General features: G+C 30.8%; 15 protein-coding genes. 13 read left to right on the top strand and 2 right to left on the bottom strand.

Features of this window, described 5'->3' with window-relative positions; translation table 11 throughout:
• The first annotated feature begins 75 nt into the window (after window positions 1–75).
• The 6 genes from ACZ5B9_RS09485 (at window position 76) to ACZ5B9_RS09460 (ending at window position 7,569) form a co-directional block, all read left to right on the top strand.
• Complete coding sequence (locus ACZ5B9_RS09485) at window positions 76–981, top strand: hypothetical protein (RefSeq protein WP_464422382.1); 906 nt, start codon at window positions 76–78, stop codon at window positions 979–981.
• A gap of 14 nt (window positions 982–995) precedes the next feature.
• Window positions 996–1,565 (top strand): hypothetical protein, encoded by a 570-nt coding sequence (locus ACZ5B9_RS09480; protein ID WP_464422381.1) that lies wholly within the window; start codon window positions 996–998, stop codon window positions 1,563–1,565.
• 31 nt (window positions 1,566–1,596) lie between these two features.
• Window positions 1,597–3,825, top strand: coding sequence for a heavy metal translocating P-type ATPase (locus tag ACZ5B9_RS09475; protein WP_464422380.1), 2,229 nt, complete (start codon window positions 1,597–1,599; stop codon window positions 3,823–3,825).
• 434 nt (window positions 3,826–4,259) lie between these two features.
• On the top strand, window positions 4,260–5,606 hold the full coding sequence (gene mgtE / locus ACZ5B9_RS09470; RefSeq protein ID WP_464422379.1) for a magnesium transporter: 1,347 nt from the start codon (window positions 4,260–4,262) through the stop codon (window positions 5,604–5,606).
• A gap of 10 nt (window positions 5,607–5,616) precedes the next feature.
• Window positions 5,617–6,963, top strand: coding sequence for a magnesium transporter (mgtE, locus tag ACZ5B9_RS09465; protein ID WP_464422378.1), 1,347 nt, complete (start codon window positions 5,617–5,619; stop codon window positions 6,961–6,963).
• A gap of 75 nt (window positions 6,964–7,038) precedes the next feature.
• Window positions 7,039–7,569, top strand: a complete 531-nt coding sequence (locus ACZ5B9_RS09460; protein ID WP_464422377.1) for a DUF5105 domain-containing protein — start codon at window positions 7,039–7,041, stop codon at window positions 7,567–7,569.
• A 169-nt stretch (window positions 7,570–7,738) separates the two neighbouring features.
• Here ACZ5B9_RS09460 and ACZ5B9_RS09455 read toward each other — a convergent pair whose 3' ends face one another.
• A complete protein-coding gene (locus tag ACZ5B9_RS09455) occupies window positions 7,739–8,722 on the bottom strand; it encodes an FAD-dependent oxidoreductase (RefSeq protein WP_464422376.1) in 984 nt (327 codons plus the stop codon).
• A gap of 329 nt (window positions 8,723–9,051) precedes the next feature.
• Here ACZ5B9_RS09455 and ACZ5B9_RS09450 point away from each other — a divergent pair, with 329 nt between their 5' ends.
• Window positions 9,052–9,549 (top strand): GNAT family N-acetyltransferase, encoded by a 498-nt coding sequence (locus ACZ5B9_RS09450; protein WP_464422375.1) that lies wholly within the window; start codon window positions 9,052–9,054, stop codon window positions 9,547–9,549.
• Window positions 9,550–10,507: 958 nt separating this feature from the next.
• Here ACZ5B9_RS09450 and adhP read toward each other — a convergent pair.
• Window positions 10,508–11,380, bottom strand: coding sequence for an alcohol dehydrogenase AdhP (gene adhP, locus ACZ5B9_RS09445; protein WP_464422374.1), 873 nt, complete (start codon window positions 11,378–11,380; stop codon window positions 10,508–10,510).
• Between the two features lie 548 nt (window positions 11,381–11,928).
• Here adhP and ACZ5B9_RS09440 point away from each other — a divergent pair.
• The 6 genes from ACZ5B9_RS09440 (at window position 11,929) to ACZ5B9_RS09415 (ending at window position 18,760) form a co-directional block, all read left to right on the top strand.
• Window positions 11,929–12,390 (top strand): YhcH/YjgK/YiaL family protein, encoded by a 462-nt coding sequence (locus tag ACZ5B9_RS09440; protein ID WP_464422373.1) that lies wholly within the window; start codon window positions 11,929–11,931, stop codon window positions 12,388–12,390.
• 247 nt (window positions 12,391–12,637) lie between these two features.
• Window positions 12,638–13,660: a hypothetical protein gene (locus ACZ5B9_RS09435; protein WP_464422372.1), complete on the top strand. Its 1,023-nt coding sequence runs from the start codon at window positions 12,638–12,640 to the stop codon at window positions 13,658–13,660.
• Between the two features lie 36 nt (window positions 13,661–13,696).
• Window positions 13,697–14,650, top strand: a complete 954-nt coding sequence (locus ACZ5B9_RS09430) for an NAD(P)-dependent oxidoreductase (protein ID WP_464422371.1) — start codon at window positions 13,697–13,699, stop codon at window positions 14,648–14,650.
• A 32-nt stretch (window positions 14,651–14,682) separates the two neighbouring features.
• Window positions 14,683–16,128 carry a PTS galactitol transporter subunit IIC gene (locus ACZ5B9_RS09425; RefSeq protein ID WP_314291641.1) on the top strand — a complete coding sequence of 482 codons (1,446 nt, stop codon included), beginning with the start codon at window positions 14,683–14,685 and terminating at the stop codon, window positions 16,126–16,128.
• Between the two features lie 36 nt (window positions 16,129–16,164).
• Window positions 16,165–17,154: an amidohydrolase family protein gene (locus ACZ5B9_RS09420; RefSeq protein ID WP_026746928.1), complete on the top strand. Its 990-nt coding sequence runs from the start codon at window positions 16,165–16,167 to the stop codon at window positions 17,152–17,154.
• Window positions 17,155–17,242: 88 nt separating this feature from the next.
• Window positions 17,243–18,760, top strand: a complete 1,518-nt coding sequence (locus ACZ5B9_RS09415) for an FGGY-family carbohydrate kinase (RefSeq protein WP_464422370.1) — start codon at window positions 17,243–17,245, stop codon at window positions 18,758–18,760.
• Window positions 18,761–18,807 lie beyond the last annotated feature (47 nt).

Below are 18,807 nucleotides of genomic sequence, written 5' to 3'. Positions count from 1 at the left end.
GAGTTTTAACTCCTTCTCAAAATAAAAAGAAGAACATATTTAGTAAGTATAAAATTTGATAACTGGAGGTATAGAATGAATATTCTAGCGGGAAAAACTAAATACGAATTCGGTGTGAATAGAATTTTGAATGAAACAAATGATTCATTAAATTATGAAGAAATAGAGCAAGATATTGATTATATTGAAAATAAAAAAGGTGATCAGCTATACTGTATGAAATCTCTTGGATTTGAGTATTTACAACTCTCTTCAAAAAAATTATTTGTAGAAAAGGATATAAAAACTTGTAGATATTATTGCTATATAATTGCTAAATTGGAATTTTTATCAAAAGCATTAGATGAGAAGGTATTTTTGGATAATTCAGATTTATTTTATATGCTGATGTCAAATAATCCTGATTTTATAGTGTTTTTAAAAAATAATATAGAGGAAATACAACCTAACGATTATGATTCAGAAAAAGATATTTATAAAAATTTAACTAATACATATGGAGATTTTTTTATAACAAGGACAACTTTATTAGCAATGATTGGTGATTTTGAAGAAGTGAAAAAGCGATGTTCATTATATTTGAAAAAATCTAAAAATTTTAGAGATAGTTATTATAGATACCGTGTTTATGGAATGGAATTTTTGAAGGCTTTAGCATTAAAGGATATTGAAAAAATGAAAGAAACGATAGATATGATGATGATGCCTAAAATAGCAAAGGCATTGGTTAAAGATCGTATTACTAACTATAGTTTTTATTTACATATTTATGTTATAATATATGCAAAAATAGCATTGCTTCATGGATTTGATTTAGGTATAGACAATGAAGTTGCCCCTAAAGAAATAATTGATAATACTCCATTAGAAAGTTATGAAGATCCATACGATTTTATGAAAAAATTTGATTTAAAAACAATAACTCCAAAAGAATGGAGAGAATGGACAGAAAGTTATTCAACATTTATACCAATTGATTAAGAGGTGATAAGATTATGTCAGAGATAATAGACTTTTACACAAGAATTAAATATAAAAAAGATAATATGATAAAAGAAGATGATATACTGGATGATTTGGATATCTATGATGCTATACTAGAACTTGAATATGATACAATTGTTTATTATGATGAAAAACTTCTAACATTACAGGGACGTGCCAATTGGAGTTATGCAAGAACTTTTTCTCCAAGTCAGGAAAGAAATGAACTTCAAGAAGTTGCAAAAAATAAAGGAATAGATAATTTATACTATATTTTTTGCAGTTATTCACTATCAATGGGAATAGTGTATGGAATCATAAATTTTGATATTAATAATAATGCTATTTATGAAAAAATTTTTAAGAAAGAAAACTATGAAGAAGTTTTAGAAAAATTAGTTCCTGAATTAGTTAAAAAATTTCAAGTGCTTAACGAAGAGGAAGAAGAGTATACTGATGACAGTAAAGATCTTGATGATATTGTGGAAGAAATGAATGATAAAATAAGTAAATATTGTTATCAAGAATTTATTAAATTTATAAATGAAACAAAGTTAGAAGAATTAGATTTTAATTGTTAATGAATTTTTGAAGAAATGAAAGGAGCATAACATGAAAACAGAAAACTATACAGTAACTGGAATGAGCTGTGCAGCTTGTGCCAATGCTGTGGAAAAGGCACTTAATAAAAATAACGATATTAACGCTTCAGTTAATATTGCAACTGAAAAATTGAATATTGAATATGATGAGAAAAAATATAATTTTGATAAAATTAGGAAAATAGTGGAGTCAGCCGGATATGGACTGGTTGAGGATATGACAGAAGATAAAAAGATGGAACTTTATCAAGAGAAAATAAAAAGTTTGAAAAAGCGATTAATTTTGGCAATTGTGTTTGTTGTTCCACTTTTGTATATTTCGATGGGGCATATGCTTGGGGCAGCACTTCCTGAATTTTTGAATCCTAAGGTAAATCCGCTTAATTTTGCATTGGCACAGTTTGTATTGACTTTGCCTATTATTTATGCTGGGAGAGATTTTTTTTCGCATGGATTTAAAAATTTAGTAAGAAAATCTCCAACAATGGATTCATTAATTGCTATTGGGGCAACAGCGGCGGTACTCTATGGAATTTACGCAACTTTTAGAATTGTAACTGTAGACCCTGAAGCACATATGGATTTATATTATGAGTCGGCTGGTACAATTATTACGTTAATCTTGTTTGGAAAACTGCTGGAGGCAAAAACAAAAGGTCAAACTTCATCGGCAATAAAAAAACTTATCGGACTTCAGCCTAAAAAGGCTAAAATTATTGAAAATGGAGTGGAAAAGGAAGTTCTGATTGAAAAATTGAAAGTTGGAGATATTGTAATTGTGAAACCGGGAGAGAAAATTGCGGTGGACGGAAGGATTGTGGAAGGAGCGACTTCTGTTGATGAGTCAATGTTGACTGGGGAAAGTTTGCCAGTAAGCAAAAAAGTTGGGGATAAGGTTGTTGGAGGAAGTATTAATAAAAATGGAAGTATTAGATTTGAGGCGACTGAAATTGGTAAAAATACAGTTTTGTCGCAAATTATAAAACTGGTTGAGGAGGCACAGGGTTCAAAGGCTCCGATTTCTCGGATGGCAGACATTGTGGCGGCATATTTTGTACCGATTGTTATTGGGATTGCGATAATTACAGGGATTGCATGGTTTCTGAGTGGAAGTGGATTGGTTACTGCATTGTCGTTTTTCATCGCTGTACTTGTAATTGCGTGTCCGTGTGCATTGGGACTTGCAACACCTACATCAATAATGGTTGGGACTGGAAAAGGGGCTGAGAACGGTATTCTTATAAAAAGTGGGGAAGCTCTTGAAACAGCATACAAAATAAAAACAGTTGTATTTGACAAGACTGGTACGATTACGAAAGGAAAGCCTGTACTTACTAATTTGATTGCTTATGGAAAATATAATGAAAATGAATTGTTAAAAATTGCCGCAAGTGTGGAAAATAATTCAGAACACCCATTGGCAGAGGCAATTGTAAATGAAGCAAAAGAGAAAAATATTGAAATTAAGCCGTATGAAAAATTTAGGGCAATGCCAGGTTATGGTATTCGTGCAACATTTGAAGGCAAGGAAGTGCAAATTGGAAATAGAAAACTTATGGAAAATCGAAAAATTAATGTGGAAATTTCTCAAAAAGATTATGACATTCTGTCGGATGAAGGAAAAACGCCAATATACATTTCGATTGATAACGAATTGGCAGGGCTTGTTGCAGTTGCAGATGTTATCAAGGAAACAAGCAAGGAAGCTATAGAAAAACTGAAAAAAATGGGAATCAAGACAATAATGCTAACTGGAGATAACGAAAAAACTGCGAAATTTATCGCAAAACAAGTGGGAATAGATGATGTAATTTCAGAAGTACTGCCTTATCAGAAATCTCAAAAAGTAAAGGAACTTCAGGAAAAAGATGAATTTGTTGCAATGGTTGGAGACGGAATTAATGATTCACCAGCACTGGCTCAGGCAAACGTTGGAATTGCGATAGGAAATGGAACAGATGTTGCGATAGAATCAGCTGATATTGTCTTAATTAGAAACGATTTGAGAGATGTTGCGGGTGCAATAGCATTAAGTAAAGCGACAATCACAAATATAAAGGAAAATCTGTTCTGGGCATTCTTTTATAACGTACTGGGAATTCCATTTGCCGCTGGAATATTTTATGCATTTTTCAATGGGCCAAAATTAGATCCGATGATAGCGGCTTTTGCAATGTCGTTTAGTTCAGTATCTGTTTTGGGAAATGCTTTGAGATTGAAATTTTTTAAAGTTAAATAGAATTTTGAAAAATAGGTTGAAGTTTACAATATTATAATTTATAAATAGAAAATGACTTAATACCTTTTAATAAATAACAATTTACAAACTTGTAGAAATGATATAAAAAAATCCTTATTCTTAGATTGAATAAGGTATTTTTTATTAAAAAACTTAAAAAGTCTATTCTAAGAAATTTATTGACAATAACTGCTTTGTCTGATAAAATTTTATAGGCATAAAGCTATTTTTTAGATTTAATTTAAATTTTGAATTTATGCTAATTTTCTATTTTATGGAGGTGAATGTTTTGAACGAGGAAGCCCCGAGTAAGAAACTGAAGAATTTAGATTTTACAAATGTATGCAATGGATAAGGGGAATATCTTCGTTACTGTTATTCTTCTTATTTTGAAATTGTATAAAATGAAAAAGTATAAAAGGAAGGAGATAACAGTGGAAAACAACACTATTCAAACACTTATAGATGAAAAAAAATATTTTGAAATTAGAAAATATTTGAACGAATTAAATACTGTTGAGGTTTCGGAACTGTTAAATCAGTTTGAATCTTCTGAATTAATAATGATTTTTAGATTACTTTCTAAAAATAGGGCAGCGGATGTATTTTCATATTTAGATACAGAGCATCAGGAAATGATTATTAATACTATGACTGATGTGGAAACTAAAAATATATTTGATGAGCTTTATTTTGATGATATTGTTGATATTATCGAGGAAATGCCGTCAAATGTAGTGAAAAAGATTTTGAAAAATACTGATGCAAAAGATAGACATACAATAAATCTTTTGTTAAAATATCCTGATAATTCAGCTGGAAGCATTATGACAACAGAATATATGGATTTGAAAAAGGATATGAAAGTATCTCAAGCAATTGCCAAAATTAGAGATACTGTGGAAGATATGGAAAATGTCTATACTTGCTATGTAATTAGTGAAGACAGAAAATTAGAAGGAGTAATTTCCTTAAAGGAATTAATTACAAACGAAGATGATACAGTTGTGGGAAATATCATGAACCGTAATTTTGTAAGTGTTCATACAAACGATGATCAGGAAAATGTTGCTGAAATAATTAAAAAATATAATTTGATTGTACTTCCAGTTACAGATATAGAAAATAGACTTCTTGGAATAATTACGATTGACGATATAATGGACGTTGTTGAGCAAGAGGCAACAGAAGATTTCCACAAAATGGCAGGAATTTCACCAGTTGAGGAATCATATCTTAAGACAAGTGCTTTTACGATGGCAAGACAGAGAATTAGCTGGCTTATTGTACTTATGATTTCTGCAACTTTTACAGGAAGAATTATAAAAAGTTATGAAGATGTATTAGAGTCAGTAGTTATTCTATCTTCATTCATCCCAATGCTAATGGATACGGGAGGAAATGCAGGAGCTCAATCTTCTACAATTGTTATTCGTGCTTTAGCATTAGGTGAAGTAAATCCAAGAGACACTTTTAAAATATTAAAAAAAGAATTTTCTATTTCGTTTATTGTGGCAGTCGTTCTAGCGGGAATTAACTATTTACGACTTATGACTTTGACAAAAACTCCTTTAAATGTAGCTTTGACTGTTTCAATTACCCTCATTTTTGTAGTTATGATTTCCAAAATAATAGGTGCATTTTTACCTATCGTTGCAAAAATATTTAAAATGGATCCCGCAATCATGGCAGGGCCTTTAATAACTACAATTTTAGATGCTTTGACTCTTTCTATCTATTTTAAATTTGCAACTATATTTTTGAGTAATATTATAAAGTAAGGAGGGAATGATGAAAGAATTAATTGAAACTCTTTTAAAAGAAAAAAAATATTTTGAAATAAAAAGAGAATTAAACAAATTAAACACAGTAGAAATTTCTGACATATTGAATCAGTTCAAATCTCCTGAACTTGTAATAATGATTTTTAGACTGTTAAAAAAAGATAAAGCGGCAGATGTATTTCCTTATTTGGACTCAGAACATCAGGAAATGATCATTCATACTTCAACAGATATTGAAACCCGTGAAATTTTTGATGAATTATATTTTGACGATATTGTTGATATTATTGAGGAAATGCCGTCAAATATTGTAAAAAAAATATTGAAAAACACTGATAAAAAAGATAGACATCTGATAAATCAGCTGTTAAAATATCCTGATAATTCGGCTGGAAGTATTATGACAACAGAATATGTGGATTTGCAAAAAAATATGACAGTTTCAGAAGCAATTGAAGAAATTAGAAAAACCGGAAAAGATAAAGAAAATATTTATACATGTTATGTTACTGGAGAAAACGGAATACTGGAAGGTGTACTTTCTCTCAAGGAATTAATTGCCAAAAAAGATACTATCCAAATTGAAGATATTATGAACAAAAATTTTGTAAGTGTCAATACAAACGATGACCAGGAAATCGTAGCAGATTTATTTAAAAAATATGACTTTATTGTAATGCCAGTTGTGGATCATGAAAACAGAATTTTAGGTATAATTACTATAGATGATGTAATGGATGTTGTAGATCAGGAAGTTACAGAAGATTTTCATAAAATGGCAGGAATTACTTCCCCTACTGATGATTCTTATTTAAAGACAAATATTTTTACAATGGCAAGACAAAGAATTGGGTGGCTCGCCGTACTTATGATTTCTGATACAATTTCTGGAAATATTATTCAAGGTTATGAAAAAGTATTGGCAAAGTCCATAATTTTAACAGCTTTTATTCCAATGCTAATGTCAAGTGGAGGAAATGTTGGTTCTCAATCATCAACAGTTGTAATACGTTCGTTGGCACTTGGAGAAATTTCTCCAAAATCTGCCTTTAAAGTTATAAAAAAGGAATTTTTTATCGGTATAATGGTTTCTATTGTCTTATCAGCCTTAAATTTTATAAGATTGATTACATTGGAAAAAACAGATCCGACAATCGCTCTTATTGTTTCATTAACCCTTGTATTTACAATAATAATTTCAAAACTGGTAGGAGCATTGCTGCCACTTGGAGCTAAAATCGTAAAAGCCGATCCAGCCGTTATGGCAACGCCTCTGATAACAACAATTTCAGATGCTGTAACCCTTGTTATTTACTTTACTTTTGCAACAATGCTTTTAAAGAACCTTAAATAATATAAATCTAATGAAATACTGTCTATAAAATTATATAAACATAGTATAATGTAGAAAAAATTGAAGGAGAAATTTATGAAGGCAAAAATTTTAATTTTACTAAGCATGCTTTTATTTGTAGTAAGTTGTGGAACTCATCCTGCTCAAAAGGATTTTGAGGAAAAAATGAAAATAATCCAATCAGGAGATATGTCAAAATTTGGAAAAGCAGAAGGAAATGTTAACGTTATTTTAGAAGAATTTGGTAAAATATATGGTAAAGGAATGAAAAAAATAACTTATAAAATAAATAAAGTTCAAACAAAAGGAAATACTGCAATAATAAATGTTTCTTTAAAAGCCCCTGATTTAACTTCATATGTAGGTGAACTTCAAAATAGACTTTCTGAAAGAATGTCTAAATCAATGCCACAAACTAATGCTGAACTTCAAAAACAAGTTATTCAAATTGGAAAAGAATTTTTTGATGAAAAATTTGACAGTAAAGATTTAAAATATTCAGAAAAAACATTGGATGTAAAATATATAAAAAATGGTAAAGACTGGGTAATTAGTGATGAAAATGAAGAATTTTTCAAAATTATTACTTTTGGATTAAGTAACTAGAATATTATTTTTCTTATAATTATAAATGCTCTAATTTTAATTAATTGGAGTATTTTTTTTGAAAATAAGTACTTTCATTAATCTTCTTTTTTAAATTTTTCCAAAAAAAACCACACCTCTTACCTTGTATTCAAGATTTTAGGTGCAGTTTATTTTCCTATTTTTTAAATTAATATTTTGTAATCAGGTATTCAAATGCTCCTAGTGCTGCTTTTGCACCTTCTCCCATTGCGATAATTATTTGTTTTTGTCTGATGCTAGTAACATCTCCTGCTGCGAAGATTCCAGCTACAGAAGTTGAATTATTTTCAGGGTTAATTACAATCTCTCCAATTTTATTTGTTTCAACCAAGTCTTTTACAACTTCGCTTCTTGGCGATAGTCCAATTTCTACAAACATACCTTCTACATTCAATGTTTTTTCTTCATCAGTTTCTCTGCTTTTATAAACAATGCTTTCCACAAATTCATTTCCATTAACTCTAACTGTTGCAGAATTTAAAATAGTTTTTATATTTGCTTGTTCAGCCAATTTTTCTTGTAAAACTTTATCTGCCTTTAATTCAGGCATAAATTCAATTAATGTAACCGATTTTGCGATTCCAGATAAATCAAGTGCCGCTTCCACACCTGAATTTCCTCCACCAATTACAGCCACATTCAACCCTTTATAAAAAGGTCCGTCACAAGTCGAGCAGTAATGAACTCCCTTTCCAACATATTCAGCTTCTCCAGGTATATTCAAACTTCTAGGTTTTGCTCCAGTTGCTACAATAACTGTTTTTGTTTTATAAGTTTTTCCATCATCAGTTATTAAAATTTTATCCTTGCCTTCTTCTTTAATCTCTTTTACTAAATGCCCTTCTTTAAATGCAATTTCATGTTCTTTTAAATGTTTTTCCAATGTTTCAGCAAATTTAGCTCCAGTTGTAGAAACAGTTCCAATAATATTCTCAATTTCATTTGTATCAAGAACCTGTCCCCCAATCTTCACTCCAATCATCGCTACATTAAGTCCTTTTCTAGCTGCATAAATTGCTGCTGAAACAGCCGCAGGCCCAGAACCAATGACAGTTACATCATAAAGTTTATTTTCATCAATTTTTACTAATTTTCCTTCATCTAAAGCACCAAGGTTTAAGCTAAAATCCATTTTCTATACCTCCAAATTTAATTTTTATTTATTTTCTAATACTTTATTTAATTTTGTAATCATTACAATTTATTTTAATATAATTTTCTAAAATTGTCAATATTTAAATTTATAATATTTTGAGAAATAAAAATTAATAACAATAAAAAATGTTGAGTTTATAAATATCTTCTAATAAAAAAAGAATTAGAAATATATTATTTGACGAGATGAATAGGATTTTTTGAACTAAAAATTTAAAACATTAGAAAATTAATTTTTATAAGTAAATTTATGTTGTAAATATGATATAATTGAATTCTATAAAATAAGTTAAGGGGAAATAAATTATGAATATTAGAAAAGCAAAAATGGAAGATTTAGATGAGATAACTGCAATAGAAGCAGAGTGCTTTCCAGCAAGTGAGGCTGCAACTAGGAAATCTTTTGAAGGAAGATTAGCTGTTTATCCTGATTATTTCTGGATTCTTGAAGAAAAAGGGAAAGATGGAAATAAAAAAATTGTGAGTTTTGTGAATGGAATGGTGACAGATAGTCCTAATTTGGAAGATGAGATGTATGAAAATCCTAATTTACATAACGAAAAAGGAAATTGGCAAATGATTTTTGGAGTAAATACATTGCCTGAATACAGAAGAAGAGGATATGCTGAAAAATTAATCAATGAGCTTATATTTGAGGCAAAAAGCAACGGCAGAAAAGGGGTTGTTCTGACTTGTAAGGATAAACTTGTTTCATATTATTCAAAATTTGGGTTTAAAAATGAAGGAGTCTCAGAATCTGCTCACGGTGGAGTTGTCTGGTATGAAATGAGATTGACATTTTAAAAAATTTAAAATGAAACAAATAGTTCTTATTCTTTCCTGGAAAAATATGGGCTGAAAGACTTTGATAAATGAAGCGAAAAATGGTATTTTTTAGATGAAGATTTTTGCCATGAATTTTTTAAAAATAGCTTTACAGTTGTCGTAATTTATGATATTATAGATAATAGGAGAAGAGCTTTTTAAAAAAACTTCTAAATTTTTTTTAAAAAAAGTAGTCTACGGTGAATTAACAGAAATCGAAGAAGATTATTATTTTATGTAGAAATTGCCACGATACTGTAAAAATGGGACTTAGAACATATTTTTTGCTTTTTTGGAAAAGAAAACTAAAAATTTAAGCGATTCTCACGCAAATAGTCAAATAACATACCATAAAATAAGGGTTTAATTGCAGGTAAGTTATATACTCCGAGAGGAGACGGAAACTTTTCATTGTCAGCTTCCTGTTTCGTTATTTCTGAAAAAGCAACAGTTATATACTCCGAGAGGAGACGGAAACTTTAACGCAGAAATAAGTTATGTTTTAAAATTAAAAATGTCTATAATAAGGCATTTTTTTTATGTTCTAAATTGCAATGTTATATTAACCTTCATTTAAATAAAAAATTTATTATAAACTTTTCCAACAAAGGATAAAAACCTAATGTTTTCAAGTAATTTAAGATATAATTTTCATATTTTAAACAGAGCCTAGTATAAACTAATCCGTCGGAGCATTTTTCTGTGCTGGCAAAACTGTTTGAACATAGCGAGTTTTTTGTCAGTGCAGAAGGATGTCGTAGACTAGGCATAGGTTATTGGGTAGCAATCTTGCCACAATTTTAATTATTAGGATAAACCTTTACTGCAAGATAAGATTTTGCAGCAATGAGCAATCCTACGAAAATAAAAAATAAAAAATGTAACTAACAATTAAGTTAATTACATTTTTTTGTTTATTTAGATAAATTTAAATGAATTAATGTTTATGTCCACATCCGCATGAATGTTTCATATCAATAACCATACGTCCTTGGATTGTTCCTTCTTCCATTTCTTTAAAAATTTCAGGAGCTTCGTCAATATTTCTTGTTTGAACTACTGGTACAACCAATCCTTCTGCTCCAAATTGGAATGCTTCTTTTAAGTCTTCCCTTGTTCCAACAAGCGATCCGATTACTTCGGTACCATCTAATACTGTTTTTACGATTGGCAAGTCCATAGTTTCAGATGGAAGTCCAACTGCAACAACTTTTCCAGCGGCTCTTACTGAATCAATAGCTTGGTTAAATGCAACTTTTGATACAGCAGTAACTACAGCAATATGAGCTCCAATTCCACTTAATTCTTTAATTTTTGCAACAGGGTCTTCTTTTTTACCATTTATAATATAGTCAGCTCCAACTTCTTTAGCAAGTGCCAATTTGTCGTCGTTTATATCAACAGCAATTACATGAGTATTGAATACTTTTTTAGCATATTGAACTGCCAAGTTTCCTAATCCTCCAGCACCGTAGATTACTACCCATTGTCCAGGTTGAGGTTTTCCAACTTTTATTGCTTTATAAGTTGTAACTCCTGCACAAGTAATACTGCTGGCTTGAGCTGGATCCAATCCTTCTGGAACTTTTACTGCATAATCAGCTGTAACGATACATTGTTCAGCCATTCCTCCGTCAGCAGAATATCCTGCATTTATTACATCTCTGCATAAAGTTTCTTGTCCATTGATACAGTATTCACATCTTCCACATCCTTCAAAGAACCAAGCAATACTTACTCTATCTCCAGGTTTTAAAGATGTTACACCATCTGCAACTTCTCTTACAATTCCAATTCCTTCATGTCCCAAAACTCTTCCTGGAACTTTTCCAAAATCTCAATGAGCCACATGTAAATCAGTATGGCAAACACCGCAATATTCCACATCAACTAATGCTTCTCCTGCTTTTAGTCCTCTTAATTCTTTTTCTACAACTTCTATTCCAGTTCCTTCTTGATTAACGACTACGCTTTCATTATACTATTCCTTTCTGTTTTAAAAATTCATATTAATATATGTGAATATGTTCACATAATAATATATACCTCATAAATTTAAAAAAGTCAAATATTTTTTAATAATTTTTTTATAATTTGAGATGTTAAAGTAATATATAAAAGAAGAAACACCTAGTAAAAATAATACATCAAAATCTCCTAGAAATTAGAAATTATCATTATTATTTGAAATTAAAATTTTAAGTGATAAAATAATATTTATTACCAAAATTACTGGTAAAAGAAAAGATTAAAAAACTGCATAAAATTATTGTTATAATTTCATTTTTTGAATCTTGACAAAGAGAGAAAACAAGTTATACTTTTAGTGGATAGTAGAGAAATATCTTGGAGGTTAAAATGATATACACAAATTTAAAAGATACTTTGCAAAATAAAAATGTTGCTAAAAAAGTTCAAGAATGTATTGAATATACAAATAAAAATTTAGAGGAACTAAAAAAGCTTGATGCTGGAGCGTATGATATTGATTTAGGAATAAAAATGCATGTAAATGCTTATGAAACTGGCACAGAGGAAGATAAAATCATGGAAACCCATCTAAAAAATTTGGATGTGCAAATAATGCTTTGTGGAGAGGAATATGTGGCATTTAACACTTCAAATAATATGAAAGTTGAAAAAACAGAAGAAGAGAAAGATTTAGTTATTTACTCAGGTAATGTATTATTTAATGTTCTGTTAAAAGAGGGAGACATTTTAATTCTGTATCCAAATGATGTGCATATGCCAGGATTAAAAGTGAAGGAATCAAAGAAAATAAAAAAACTTGTCTTTAAAGTACCATTAAAGGAACTTTAATTTTTTATTTTTAATTAAAATAATTTTAGTCTTTATTAGACCTGTTTGGTAACGGTATTAAATTCGAAAATATAATGAGATAAATATTTCTCTAAAGGGATTGAGTCATCTTATTAGAGATAAAAAATATAAAGTTGCCGAACAAGTCTATTATTATTTCGAGTTTTGCTTAGATATATCTAAGTTATTATTAAATAAAAAAAACTTTTGTTTTAAAGTAATCATTTTTTGGAAAGGAGGGAAAAAAGTGAATGTAAAAAAGGTTTTTTCGGATGAATTACCATCATGCTATGCAGTTAATCGTATTCAAAAAGATGATAAAGATTATTTGCTGGTGGCATCAGAAGTTGAAAATTCTTGTTTTGCTTATGATATAAATGATAATTTTTCAAAAAAAATTGTTTGGGATAGTGTAGGTGGGACAATGAGCATTATTCAAGTGCCAGGTACACTGGATTTCTTAGCAACTCAAAAATTTTATCCAGGTTTTAATTCAAAAGAATGTCAAATTGTTTATGGAAAATATAAAGATGAAAAATGGGAAGTTAAAAAAATTGCAGATTTTCCGTATTTGCATAGGTTTGATTTGATAAAACAAAAAGATGGAAAAATATTATTTGTTGGTTGTACGATTGCAAATTCTAAAAAATTTGTCGAAGATTGGTCTGATAAAGGTAAAATTTTTGTTGGTGAATTTGATTTAGATAGTGCAGAATTAACAAATTTGAAAGAATTGCCGTTAAGATTGTTAAAAAATCATGGATATTATGAAGTTCAAAAAGAAGGATACTCACTTATTACAGCTGTGGAAGGAATTGTGAAATTAACTTATCCTGAGTATTCAGACACAGAAGACTGGAGACTTGATGTAATTTTTGGCGAGGAAACGAGCGATATCGTTCAAGTTGATTTGGATGGTGACTCTCAAAAGGAAAATGTTATAATTCAAGGATTTCATGGAGATACGCTTAGAGTTTTCAATGAAGATTTTTCAAAGGAATTATATAAATATCCAGAGCCAACAGAGTTCGGACATGCTATCTGGGGTGGAAAATTATTCGGGAAAAATGTGTTTTTGTATGGTTTTAGAAGTGGAAAAGCTGATTTGTCGCTATTTAGTTATGAAAATGGAAAATTTGTTCAAAATATAATTGAAGAAAAATGTGCGTCAAGTAATGCAATAGCCTTTGAAAAAACTGGAAAAGCATATGTATTTTCGGCAAATAATGGAAATCATAAAGTGACGCTTTATGAGATTTCAGAAATTTAAAATTTTAGTGATAAATAAAAATACAGGAGGTATTAAATGGCAAAAGAAAAAGTATTAGTAACAGGGATTGTACCAAAAGAAGGACTTACAGAATTAATGGAAAAATTTGATGTGACTTATTCAGAAGAACCTTTCACTAGAGAATATGTGCTAGAAAATCTTCATAAATATGATGCACTTTTATTGATGGGGCAAAAAGCAGATAAAGAGCTTATAGAAGCTGGAGAAAATTTAAAATTAATTTCTTTAAATGCGGTAGGGTTTGACCATGTTGATATTGAATTTGCCAAAAGTAAAGGAATCGTAGTTTCAAATTCACCACAGGCAGTGAGAGTTCCTACAGCGGAAATGACTTTTGCACTGTTGCTGGCCGCAGCAAAAAGATTGGCATTTTACGATAAAATCGTAAGAGATGGAAATTGGATCGACCCAAGTGAAAGAAAATATCAAGGATTATCATTGGAAGGAGCAACTTTAGGAGTTTATGGATTTGGAAGAATTGGGCAAACAGTTGCAAAATTAGCTCAAAGTTTTGGCATGAAAGTTTTGTATCACGACACTTTTAGGCTTAGTGAAGAGAAGGAAAAAGAATTAAATGTAAAATATGTTGAGTTTGATGAGTTATTGGCAAATTCTGATGTAATAACAATCCATGCGCCTGGATTACCTGCTACAAAAGGTAAATTTAATAAAGAAGCGTTCAAAAAAATGAAAAATAGAAGCTATCTTGTAAATGCCGCCCGTGGTCCAATTGTGGTGGAAGCTGATTTGGTGGAAGCACTGAAAACAGGAGAGATTGCGGGAGCAGGGCTTGATGTGTTTGAGTTTGAACCTAAAGTTTCAGAAGAATTGAGAGCCTTAGACAGTGTGATTATGGCACCTCACGCTGGAACAGGAACTGTTGAAGGAAGAATAACTTTGGCAAAAGAAGCGGCTGACAACATTATTGAATTTTTTGCGGGAAATGCAAGAAATGTGGTAAATCCGTAAAAAATTAAAATAAAAATTTTAAGGAGAAAATTATGTTAAAAGTATTTAGTGATATATTTAATACGCTGGGACCAGCAGTAGTTGTACCTATAATGATTTTTGTAGTAAGTGTAGCACTTGGAGTACAAGTTAAAAAATCTATTATGAGCGGACTTTATGCAGGTATTGGTCTTACAGGATTTGGATGGGTAATAGGAAGTTTTGCGCCAGCAGTAACTCAGTTAGTTGATCAAATGGTAAAAGCTACAGGATTAAAGTTGGAAGTGGTGGATATGGGTTGGCAAATGGGCTCAAAACTCTCATTTTCAACAACTATTGGACTTTCATTTTTTGTATTTGGGCTATTAATTGAAATTTTATTATTTGTAATAGGAGTAACTCGTGTATTTGTTCCGTCAAATTTATGGAATAATTTTGGATACATGATTTGGGGAGCAATGGCTTATCAATTTACTCAGAATTTTGCGTTATCATTTGCGTTTATGATTTTTATGTTACTTTACTCGCTGCTTTTATCAGAAACAGTTGCTGACAGATGGTCTGAATATTATGGAGTTAAAAATGCAACCATTAATTCGATTCATAATGTAGAATCATTAGTTCCGGCGATTATTTTAGATCCTCTATGGAATTTGTTGGGACTTCACAAATCAAAATTAAATCCAGAAACATTAAAGACAAAATTGGGAGTTTTTGGAGAACCAACAATGCTTGGAGCAATTTTAGGACTTATTATGGGAATTTTCGGGAATATTAAATCATTAGGAACTTTGACTGCCTGGGGACAAATTTTAGGATTTGCTGTTTCGCTATCGGCTGTTATGACAATATTTCCATTAATTACAGGAGTATTTGCAAGAGCATTTGGACCACTTGCGGAAGCTGTTGAAAAAAATAAAAAGCAAGATGCTTCAGCTGAACGTGAAACTGATAAAAAAAGATGGTTTATTGCTGTTGATGATGGAGTGGGATTTGGAGAACCTGCAACAATTATCGCAGGAGTACTATTAATTCCTGTTATGGCAATATTGTCATTTGTTTTGCCAGGAAACAAAACATTACCGATGGTTGATTTAATCGCAATTCCTTTTATAATCGAAGCAATGATAGCAGTAACTAAAGGAAATATTTTAAAAACAATATTAAATGGAATAATTTGGCTAAGTTTAGGACTTTATGCAAGCAGCTTTATAGCACCATATTATACGAGTGCAGCAATTGCAGCAAAAGCTTTACCTGCAGGGGCGGCATTAATAGCAAGTTTTAACTTGACAGCCAGACCGTTAAATGCACTAATTTTCTTTGCTTGGATTTCAGGAAATCCTATATTTATTGGAATTACAATAATTGTATACCTAGTGGGATTATTCTTCTTAAGAACAAAACGGGAAAGCATATATGCTTACTTGAAAAAAATGGCTGATAAGAATAGTGGATTTGAGGGAAGTAAAGAAAAAATATTTATGGAACAAAATTAAATTATAAAAATTGAATTATAATTAAAGGAGAAGGATATGAAAAAAATAGATGCACATGCACACATTGTAAAAGCAGTTGCTGGATTTAACAAAAAAGGAAGAATGACTCCGCTTGGTAATGGAAAAGTAATTTGGGATGATGGAGATGTGACTCAATTATTCCCTGAAGGTTATGGAGATACAGAGTTTACAGCAGAATCATTTTTGAGATTAATGGATGAAAATGGCATTGAAAAATCTGTACTTTTACAAGGACATTTACATGGATACCAAAATTATTACACTTATCTTGCAATAAAAAAATATCCTGAAAGATTTATTGGAGCATTTTCAGTAGATCCTTACGCTAAGGAAGCTCTTGAAATTGCTCAGAGATATGTGGAAGTCTTGGGATTTAGAGCAATAAAATTTGAAATAAGTGAAGATGGGGGAATTCATGGATATAGAAACACAAATCCATTTAGACTTGATGCAGATCCATTTGTGACAAGATTATTTAACTATTTGGCAAATTATCCTGGATTTGTTGTTACAGTGGACTACGGTAACTGGGATCAAATAAGCCATCAGCCACAAGCAATTGCAAATCTTGCAAAACTTTATCCTAATATTGATTTTGTGGTTTGCCATTTGTCATTCCCGCATGCAGCTACTCCAGAAAGACTGAAAGCTGACCTTAGCATGTGGAAGGAATACCCTAATATATATAGTGATTTATCAGCTATTCAAGATATTGACAGACCTGAAGACTACCCATTTCCAAATTCATACAAAAATGTAACTATAGCAAAAGAAATTTTGGGAGCAAAACGACTTATTTGGGGAACAGATTCACCTTGGTCTGCTACATTTAATACTTATAATGAATTAGCAACTTGGCTTGAAAATGTAGATATCTTCACAAAAGAAGAATTGGAAGATGTTTTTTACAATAACGCTCAGAAAGTATATTTTAAACCTGAAGCTGTAAAAGCTATAAAAGAGTCTGTTGACCCGGCAACTGAAGGAATAGAAATAAATCTTTAAGAAACTTTAAAATATTTAATCTGGAATACAAGGGACTTATGTTTCTTGTATTTCTTAATATTAACTTTTTAAAAAAGGAGAATAATTTATGAAATATTTTTTGAGTGTAGATTATGGGGGAACAAATACAAAAGCTATTATTTTTAATGAAAATGGAGATGAAATTGGAGTTTCTTCGTTTCATACAATGAGGAAGGAAATAAAACCAGGTTACAGGGAAGTTGATTTAAAAGAAACTTCAGATGCAATTTATGATTCAATAAAGAAAGCTTTAAAAAAATCAAATTTGACAGGGAAAGATATTACTGCAGTTGCCTGTGTCGGTCATGGAAAAGGGCTTTATGTGCTGGATAAGAATCGCAAGGAATTTATAAACGGTATTTTATCCACAGATGGAAGAGCAGGAGAGCTGGCAAATAAATTTGAAAATGAAATAAAAAAATTGTGGAATAAGACAAGGCAGCATGTTTTTGGAGTTCAAAGTCCAGTATTGCTACATTGGTTAAAAGAAAATGAACCTCAATCCTACAATAATATAGGAGCAATTTTATCAGCAAAAGATTACGTGCGTTTTAAACTCACTGGAAAAGTGAATCAGGAATATGGAGATGCTTCAGGAAATCATTGGATTAATTTTGAAACAGGAACTTATGATGATGAAATTCTAGAATTTTTTGGAATACCTGAAATGAAAGAGGCATTGCCGCCATTGGTTGATTACAAGGAAATTGTCGGAGGAATTACAAAAGAGGTTTCTGAAATTACAGGACTTCTGGAAGGGACGCCTGTTGTTGGAGGACTGTTTGATATTGATGCCTGTGCGATAGGTTCTGGAGTTCTGGACAGTTCTGCATTTAGTGTTATTGCGGGAACTTGGAATATAAACACTTATCCGTCAAAAATACCTGCAGGCTATGAAAGTGGTCAAATGAACTCGTATTTTCCAAATAGGGATTTTTTAGTAGAAGAGTCAAGCCCAACTTCTGCTGGAAATTTAGATATTATTTTAAAGATGCTAATGTCGGAAGAAATGTCCAGTTTAAAAGAAACTGAGAGTATTTATACAGGACTTGAAGTTTTTTTAAAGGATACGACAGCTTCTTACAGTAAAGTTATATTTTTACCATTCCTGTATGGAAGTAATACTCACACTGAAGCTCCATCATGCTTTTTAGGACTTACAGCGACAACTACAAAATTGGAAATGATTCGATCTGTTTATGAAGGAATCGTATTTTCTCATAAGCAGCATTTGGATAAATTGGAGAAAAGTTTAGGGAAAAGACCTCAAGTAATCCGTATTTCAGGTGGTGGAACTAACTCAAAGCAATGGTGTCAGATTTTTTCAGATATTTTGAATATTCCAGTTGAAACTTTGCAAGGAAGTGAATTAGGGGGACTTGGTGGAGCGATTGCAAGCCAGCAAGCTATAACAGGAGATTCATTAGAAGACGCTGTAAGAAAAATGGTCAGAATAAAAGACAGATACGAACCAGATCAGGAAGAGCATAAAAAATATATAAAAAAATACGAAGTGTATCAGGAAATTTTGAAAAGCATGGATACAACTTTCCATAGCTTAAAAAAATTAAATGAAGAGCTATAAAAATCAAAATCATTTTTAAAAGGTGATCTTGACTAGAATCAGAAAGC

Source organism: Leptotrichia sp. SK-5 (assembly GCF_055387215.1).
Note: the sequence above shows the minus strand (reverse complement) of the source record. Positions and strands in the feature narration are given on the sequence as shown.

Bases quoted from the DNA above. Each gene is read 5' to 3' on its own strand.
- mgtE (WP_464422378.1), top strand. From the start codon at position 5,617: ATGAAAGAATTAATTGAAACTCTTTTAAAAGAAAAAAAATATTTTGAA.
- ACZ5B9_RS09475 (WP_464422380.1), top strand. From the start codon at position 1,597: ATGAAAACAGAAAACTATACAGTAACTGGAATGAGCTGTGCAGCTTGT.
- ACZ5B9_RS09485 (WP_464422382.1), top strand. From the start codon at position 76: ATGAATATTCTAGCGGGAAAAACTAAATACGAATTCGGTGTGAATAGA.
- ACZ5B9_RS09455 (WP_464422376.1), bottom strand. From the start codon at position 8,722: ATGGATTTTAGCTTAAACCTTGGTGCTTTAGATGAAGGAAAATTAGTA.
- ACZ5B9_RS09460 (WP_464422377.1), top strand. From the start codon at position 7,039: ATGAAGGCAAAAATTTTAATTTTACTAAGCATGCTTTTATTTGTAGTA.
- ACZ5B9_RS09450 (WP_464422375.1), top strand. From the start codon at position 9,052: ATGAATATTAGAAAAGCAAAAATGGAAGATTTAGATGAGATAACTGCA.
- ACZ5B9_RS09420 (WP_026746928.1), top strand. From the start codon at position 16,165: ATGAAAAAAATAGATGCACATGCACACATTGTAAAAGCAGTTGCTGGA.
- ACZ5B9_RS09415 (WP_464422370.1), top strand. From the start codon at position 17,243: ATGAAATATTTTTTGAGTGTAGATTATGGGGGAACAAATACAAAAGCT.
- ACZ5B9_RS09430 (WP_464422371.1), top strand. From the start codon at position 13,697: ATGGCAAAAGAAAAAGTATTAGTAACAGGGATTGTACCAAAAGAAGGA.
- ACZ5B9_RS09425 (WP_314291641.1), top strand. From the start codon at position 14,683: ATGTTAAAAGTATTTAGTGATATATTTAATACGCTGGGACCAGCAGTA.
- ACZ5B9_RS09480 (WP_464422381.1), top strand. From the start codon at position 996: ATGTCAGAGATAATAGACTTTTACACAAGAATTAAATATAAAAAAGAT.
- ACZ5B9_RS09440 (WP_464422373.1), top strand. From the start codon at position 11,929: ATGATATACACAAATTTAAAAGATACTTTGCAAAATAAAAATGTTGCT.